The organism is Rhodonellum psychrophilum GCM71 = DSM 17998, from assembly GCF_000381545.1.
Classification (GTDB): Bacteria; Bacteroidota; Bacteroidia; order Cytophagales; family Cyclobacteriaceae; genus Rhodonellum; species Rhodonellum psychrophilum.
Genome location: NZ_KB906676.1, coordinates 284,537 through 292,029, shown reverse-complemented (window position 1 = coordinate 292,029; position 7,493 = coordinate 284,537). Strand labels below are relative to the sequence as shown.

The following is a 7,493-nucleotide window of genomic DNA, read 5'->3' as shown; positions in this document are numbered from 1 at the left end:
ACTTATCCCGGACTTTTCCGGGCTTGTGATGTCTCCATCCCCAATCTTTTCCACTCTTCCTTTTCAAGCGGGTTGCAAAGGTAAACAATTTGTCTTTCCTCGCAAGATTTAATTTTAAATATTTTTCTTCCCGTTTTACCGTTCTGAACACTTCCCCTCTTTTGGGATTGCAAAGGTGCAAAAGAAAATCTATTGTCCAAAACCTTTTCCTGAAAAAACATGGTCTCTAATTACAACACCACTGATAATCAGTGAAAAAAATACAGCCTGTTTTTAAGGGTCAATTTATTACTTCAAATTTATTTATGAAGGATGGAAAAAAAAAAGAGTCTTTTTTAAAAAAAGCCTACACTTTTTCTAAAAAAGACCCTAAAAAGCATCTTGTATGAGAATATCCGGGAAAACCCTTAAAGAGGTTTTAAAACTATATTTCTCCAGTAAACCTTGATTCCGCCTCCGTCATGGATTTGAAGTAAAATTCCTCCTTCGCCTTGGCCTATTTTCTCATCGGTATAATCCACCATTTCCGTGCCGTTAAGATAAGTGGTCACTCTATCTCCCATGACAACAATCTTCATTTTATTCCAATCACCATATTTCAGGGCTTTATCTTTTTCCGGATCTGGCTTGATCAACCATCCTCTTCCGTAAGACTCATAGATCCCACCGGTATCATGTTTTGGAGGCGCCACTTCTACCTGCCATCCCGAGACTTTAGTGCCATCCACAGTCGATCTAATGAATACGCCACTGTTTCCGTCCGCCTCTTGTTTGAATTCAAGATTTAATTCAAAATTCTTATAATGATCTTTGGTTCCCAAATACCCATATTCTTTATCAGGACCACTTTCGGAAATCAAAAGACCATCCTCCACGTACCATTTTTCTGTACCATATATCTCCCAGCCCGAAAGGTCCTTTCCGTTGAATAAGGAAATCTCCTTATTGGTATCACAAGAAATAAACAACAAAAGCCCGAAGACTGTCAAAGCACTCTTTAAAATCGATTTCATAAGTTTCTAATTTTCATATTTTTAAACCATACTGCACTTCCGTGATCCTGAAGGGAGATCATGCCGCTCTTGGATTTGGCATATTCAGGGAAATCATCCCATTTGCCACTGTTCCTTCGGGCATTCCAATCTTCTGAATAGGGTATAAATTCAACGGTTTTTTTCCCATTAAGCCAATAACTTGATCCTTTTTCTGAGGAAATGATTTTCGAAATGTTCCATTCCCCAGCAGGTTTAACGACTCCTTCATAATCCGGGTCATACATTCCATAATCGGCACCGATGGATTGCCAAGCTTCCAACGGCTCGGGAAACCCCAATTGATCGATGACTTGGTACTCCGGTCCTGTATAATAGGGAGCCTTAAAATCTGGCCCCTCTACCACATGGTAAAAAACGCCACTATTTCCACCCGAACCGATTTTCCATTCAAAGATCAATTCGAACTCGGAAAATTCGACTGGCGCGAAAACAATATCACCTCCAATATCTCCACCTTTTCCCAAACCTTTTAATGCTCCCTCTTCGACAATCCAGCCTTCGGGAAAGGAATCTCCATTATAAGACCTCCACCCATCGGTGCTTTCACCATCAAACAAAAGCATCCAGCCTTCCCCTTTTTCTTCCTCAGACAGGGAATTGTCTGGAAGGACCTCAACCGCCTCCATTCCTTCTACCTCGGTGGTTTCGTTCGTTTTTTCTGCTCCGCAGGCAGACAACAAAGCAAAGATCACCACCCCGGTAACTATTTTAGTTTTCATCATATTAGATAAGCTTCATGTTTTTTGGATCCCAATTGATAAATTTATTCTGGAAATAACTGTCGTTACACAACAATGCCGGTGCTGCAGCCCGAAGTCCAAAAACCGGGTCTTCTGCGACAGTGCCTCCTGTTCGAATGGCATTGAAGAAGTTGGCAAAGTGATCGTAGTGCGCACCTTTATAATTCTTTTCCGCGGCATAGGTGGTTTCCCTAGGCGGTAAAATCTTGGCTCTCCCTTCAGTTCCACCCCTCAATTTCGCCTGCTCCTTCAAAAATGGATCATCATCTTCGGCATTGCTGTTCATTTTCACAACCACCTCTTCCCATTTCACATCCATGGATCCTTTTGTCCCCACTATTCTAAGATATGTAGTTCCACTGGTACCATCCACAAAATTGCATCTCAACGAAAGATTGAATCCCGGGTGTTGGGGACTTTCTGGATAATCAAAAGTACCCAATAGGACATCCGGGACTTCTCTCCCATCCTTCCAATATCTCAAACCTCCCATAGAGGAGATCTTGGTTGGCCCGAGTGAATTGGTGATAAAATGAAGGCTGGAAAACAAATGGACAAATAAATCCCCAGACATTCCTGTGCCATAATCAAGATAATTTCTCCACCTGAAAAATCTCAAGGGATCCCATGGCCTATCCGTGGTATTTGAAATGAATTTCTTCCAATCTACTGTCTTTTCATTTCCATCTGCCGGGACATTGTATTGCCAAGCTCCTTCGGGGGAATGACGCGCCCAAAACCCTTCCGCATAGACAATGTCTCCAATGGCCCCTGCAGCCAATAACTCCTTTGCCTTTTCGTTGCCCAAAGAGGATACACCCTGGCTACCAATCTGCATTATTTTTCCGGATTTTTTCCATGCCTCGATCACCTCCGCTCCTTCTTTTACAGAATGGACCATCGGCTTTTCACAATAAACATGTTTTCCGGCGCCAAGTGCATCTATACTGATCTGTTTGTGCCAATGATCTGGAGTACCTATCAAAACAGCGTCAATGTCTTTTCTCTTGAGCAACTCCTTATAATCACTTGTCAAAAACAGATGATCCCCCCATCTTTGCTTTGCTGCTTCTTGCCTTCCTTTGTATAGGTCGCAAACAGCTACAATTTCAACATTCGGGTGTCTGAGTGCAGTCGTCATGTCTTCTACCCCCATGATACCCGCTCCGATCAATCCCAATTTGATGGGAGATCCCTCTTGAAATGCAGAGTTCCTTTGTAAAAATGATTTTATATTGGGTTCATTAGCAAAAGCCATTGGGGTAATTGCAGCAGCTGCTCCTGTTAATCCCAGCTTTTTGAGAAAAAGCCTTCTGTTGTTGGTCATGATATTAGGTTGATTTGTAAGTTTCATTTTCAAATTGAAACCAAAAGTTAATTAATTTTTTTAAAAAAGTATTCCCTTATGATTGATATTTTTATGAACGGGCTCCCGAAAAGTATTTCATTGCTATTTTGCCATTTGATCGCATCGATGATAATTCCCTTTTATTTACCGGACCCAAAAATATATCAAAGCAGAAACCGGTAAGCAACACGATTTTTACCAGAAATATGCATTGGCCTTCCTAATGGGGATGGAAACTACAAGAAAATCAGACTGTTTGTAGAATTAGGCTTATAACCGATATGATGAAGTCAAAAAACGCAAACAAAGACTGATGATTAACCAATTTCAAAATGGAGTTGAATTGGCAATCCTCAACACGGGATTAATCCAAATTTAGCCCCTCTCATTAAAACATATAATTCATTCCCTTTAGAAATCTCGCAGACTTGGATGGAATCGTCATCTGAATCCTTACCTCTTTTGACACCAAAAAATCCAAAAATTGATACTTAAGGTAATAAACATTCATGGATGAGTGATCATAGGGTGTTTATTGGGCTTCTATTTTTCTCTTTAGTTCTAAAAATCAGCAAGCATCTTTTTAAAATATCCAGCGGCGTGTTTCAATCGACTACCATACCATGAAAAAATCTCCCCATCAACAATAAATACCTGAGCAGTTGGAATTGACTTTTTAAATTCTGCAATATGCTTTTCCTTAAAAGGAAAAGGTTCAGAGCTCAGAAAAAGAAAATCAGGCTTCAAAGACCTGACTTCCTCCAAGCCCACCACAGGATATCGAGAAACTTCCATTAGATTTTGGAAGCCGGCTTTGGTCAGCATGTCGTCTATAAACGTGCCTTTTCCCGCGACCATGAGTGGATCCTTCCAGATAAAGTATAAAACTGAGCCCCTGTGCGGAATTTTGAAAGTGAAATCATTTTGAATTTCAGCCACCAACTTCTCCGCATTTGACAGGGTTCCCGTAATCTCCCCTATTCCCCTCATCATGGCAAAGGCGTCTTCAAGGTTGGCGATATCACTCATCCAAACGGGATACTTATCCGCTAAAGCATCTATTCCTTCTTGGTAATTCTCTTCTTTATTGCCAATGATCAGATCGGGTTTTAATCCATCAATTTTATCAAAATGAAAATTTTTGGTCCCTCCAATGATGGTTTTGGTTCGTTTAAAATTTTTGGGATGCACACAAAACTTGGTCAATCCTACAATTCTATCCCCCAAACCCAAATCCACCAGCAATTCTGTCTGAGAAGGAACCAAAGAAATGATCCTTTCGGGAATTCCTTTCAAAACAATGGTTCGATTAAGTTGATCCGTGAACATTGGCTTTTGGGGGTTGGAAATAAAAACACCTTTGAAATCCGATGATTTCAAAGGTGTTTTAAGCTTTAGGAAATATATTTAAAGTCAAAACCAGGATCCAAGTCTTCCAGAAATCCGAGGATCAATGCAATCACATTTTCGATATCGTCTTTGCTGGCGGTTTCCACAGTGGTATGCATGTACTTCAATGGTAAGGAAATCAATGCGGAAGGCACACCCTCATTCGAATAAGCGAAAGCATCAGTATCCGTACCTGTACTTTTTGAGGCCGCTGCCCGCTGAAAGCCTATTGTCCTTTTATTGGCAGAATCGACAATCAGATCCAGTAATTTCTTGTGGACCGATGCGCCATAAGTAAGTACCGGTCCTTTTCCTGCGGTAAGATCACCACTGGCAACCTTACTGTACATCGGAGCTGTGGTGTCATGGCAAACATCAGTGATCACAGCAAGATTGGGTTTGATTTTAGCAGCAATCATTTGAGCACCTCTAAGCCCTATTTCTTCTTGGACAGCATTGACGATATACAAGCCAAAGGGAAGTTTCAAGCCGGATTCATGAATCCTTTTGGCAACTTGAGCGATCATATAGCCACCAATCCTGTTGTCTAGGGCTCTGCCGGAATAAAATTTATGATTCAACTCAATGAGCTCATCCTTGAATGTTGCCACGCAACCTACATGGATCCCCATTTTTTCCACCTCGTCTTTTGACCTTGCCCCCACATCTATAAAAATATTGTCAAGGGTGGGCGTTTCCTCTTTTCCTTCTTTTCTGGTATGGATGGCAGGCCAACCAAATACTCCTGAAACAATTTTATCGGCCGTATGGATATTGACCCGCATGGATGGGGCGATCATGTGATCCGACCCCCCATTTCGCCTTACATAGATATATCCTTCTGCGGTGATGTAATTGACAAACCAGCTGATCTCGTCGGCATGGGCTTCGATGACAACTTTATATTCCGCCTCTGGATTGATCACTCCAACAGCAGTGCCATAGTTGTCAGTGAAATGGGTATCCACGAAAGGTCTGATGTAATCCAGCCAAATCTGTTGCCCTGAAGCTTCAAATCCAGTTGGGGAGGCATTGTTTAGATAAGTGTATAAAAACTCTTCGTTTTCTGTCATGGTTTTGAATAAATATGGGAAGTAGGTGAATTCGATTCATGACTGATTATAGGCTGAATCTTAATTCTTTTCCCAAAATTGAATTTTGATTGTATTATCTGTTTAACCGCTACACTTCTTTTTCGTTCAACAAATCTGTACAAGGCCCAACAAAAGACAATACTTCTGCATTATAAAGGGATATTCCCGTGCTTCTTCCTCGGCAGCTTATCGACCTTGTTTTCGAGCATTTTGAATCCCCTGATTAGTTTTTCACGGGTTTGGGAAGGCAAAATGACTTCATCGATAAATCCTCTATGTGCAGCGCGGTACGGATTGGCAAATTTGGAAGTATATTCCTCTACTTTCTCCTGTAGTTTAGCTTCAGGATCCACTGCTTCCGCAATTTCCCTTTTGAAAATGATTTCTGCAGCCCCTTTTGCCCCCATCACGGCTATTTCAGCAGTTGGCCAGGCAAAGTTCAAATCCGCTCCGATATGCTTGGAGTTCATTACATCATAGGCTCCTCCATAGGCTTTCCTGGTGATTACTGTAATCCTTGGAACAGTAGCTTCAGAGAACGCATATAGTAATTTGGCTCCATTGGTGATGATCCCATTCCATTCCTGATCCGTCCCTGGAAGGAAACCCGGCACATCCACCAATACCAACAAAGGGACGTTGAAGCAGTCACAAAACCTGACAAACCTCGCCGCTTTGACAGAGGCGTCATTGTCCAAGACTCCGGCCATGGATTGTGGCTGATTCCCAACCACTCCGATACTTCTTCCGGCTATCCTTGCGAATCCAACTACAATATTGTCCGCGAAATTTTTATGGACTTCCAAGAAAGATTGCTCATCCACAATCCCAGTGATTACTTCCCGGATGTCGTACGGTTGGTTTGGGTTTTCTGGAATAATCGTATCCAATGAAATCCTGCTTTCATCCTCTTTCATTTCATAAGGATAAACGGGAGCTGTATCCTCACAATTTTGAGGTACATAACTCAGCAATTGCTTGATATGCTGGATACATTCCAGTTCATTGGCACAGGCAAAATGGGTCACCCCGCTTTTAGAACTATGGGTACTGGCGCCCCCGAGTTCCTCTGCCGTCACATTTTCATGGGTGACGGTTTTGACGACATTAGGCCCTGTCACAAACATGTAGGATGTGTTTTCGACCATCAAGATGAAATCCGTAATGGCTGGTGAATAAACAGCTCCTCCCGCACAGGGTCCCATTATGGCGGAAAGCTGTGGAATCACTCCGGAGGCCAAGGTGTTCCTATAAAAAATATCTGCATAGCCACCCAAGGAAACCACGCCTTCTTGTATTCGAGCTCCTCCGGAGTCGTTAAGACCAATCACAGGAGCTCCGTTTTTCATGGCCATATCCATGATTTTGCATATTTTTTCGGCATGTGTTTCAGAAAGAGAACCCCCAAAAACGGTAAAATCCTGAGAATAAACATAGGTCAACCGGCCATTGATTTCTCCATATCCCGTAATTACCCCGTCTCCCAAGTAATGTTCTTTGTCCAATCCAAAATCCTTTGCACGGTGCATCACAAATTTGTCGATTTCCTGAAAACTGCCTTCATCCAAAAGGAAATGGATACGTTCCCTTGCAGTAAGCTTTCCCTTTTTATGTTGCGCCGCTATTCTGGCTTCGCCTCCGCCAAGAAGTGCTTCTTCATTTTTCTGATTGAGCAGCGCTATTTTATCCTTATTGCCTGGCAACGTATAAACACCTTTGATTTGGCTATCCATGATTCTAAAGTTATTTGGTTTTGTTCAAATATAAGGAGGGTATGATTATTGATGAAATATTTATTCATGAACCTAATATCATTTTTATAGAAAGCTGATTTTTAGTGATCTATTGATCTTCCTTTTTAAATAAA

At 41.7% G+C, this 7,493-nt stretch carries 6 protein-coding genes; all 6 read right to left on the bottom strand.

Annotated features, from left to right (window positions below; all coding sequences use genetic code 11):
• Positions 1 to 407: 407 nt before the first annotated feature.
• Entirely contained in the window at positions 408 to 1,013 is a 606-nt protein-coding gene (locus tag F824_RS0109215) for a 3-keto-disaccharide hydrolase (protein WP_019597596.1), read from the bottom strand.
• A complete protein-coding gene (locus F824_RS0109210; RefSeq protein WP_019597595.1) occupies positions 1,010 to 1,777 on the bottom strand; it encodes a 3-keto-disaccharide hydrolase in 768 nt (255 codons plus the stop codon). The genes F824_RS0109215 and F824_RS0109210 overlap by 4 nt, the downstream gene beginning before the upstream one ends.
• Before the next feature lies 1 nt (position 1,778).
• Complete coding sequence (locus F824_RS0109205) at positions 1,779 to 3,122, bottom strand: Gfo/Idh/MocA family protein (protein WP_019597594.1); 1,344 nt, start codon at positions 3,120 to 3,122, stop codon at positions 1,779 to 1,781.
• 582 nt (positions 3,123 to 3,704) lie between these two features.
• Positions 3,705 to 4,523 (bottom strand): ABC transporter substrate-binding protein, encoded by an 819-nt coding sequence (locus F824_RS0109200; RefSeq protein ID WP_019597593.1) that lies wholly within the window; start codon positions 4,521 to 4,523, stop codon positions 3,705 to 3,707.
• A 14-nt stretch (positions 4,524 to 4,537) separates the two neighbouring features.
• On the bottom strand, positions 4,538 to 5,605 hold the full coding sequence (locus F824_RS0109195) for a M20/M25/M40 family metallo-hydrolase (protein ID WP_019597592.1): 1,068 nt from the start codon (positions 5,603 to 5,605) through the stop codon (positions 4,538 to 4,540).
• 170 nt (positions 5,606 to 5,775) lie between these two features.
• The gene (locus F824_RS0109190; protein ID WP_019597591.1) at positions 5,776 to 7,359 is read right to left on the bottom strand and encodes an acyl-CoA carboxylase subunit beta; all 1,584 of its coding nucleotides are present in this window, start codon (positions 7,357 to 7,359) and stop codon (positions 5,776 to 5,778) included.
• Positions 7,360 to 7,493 lie beyond the last annotated feature (134 nt).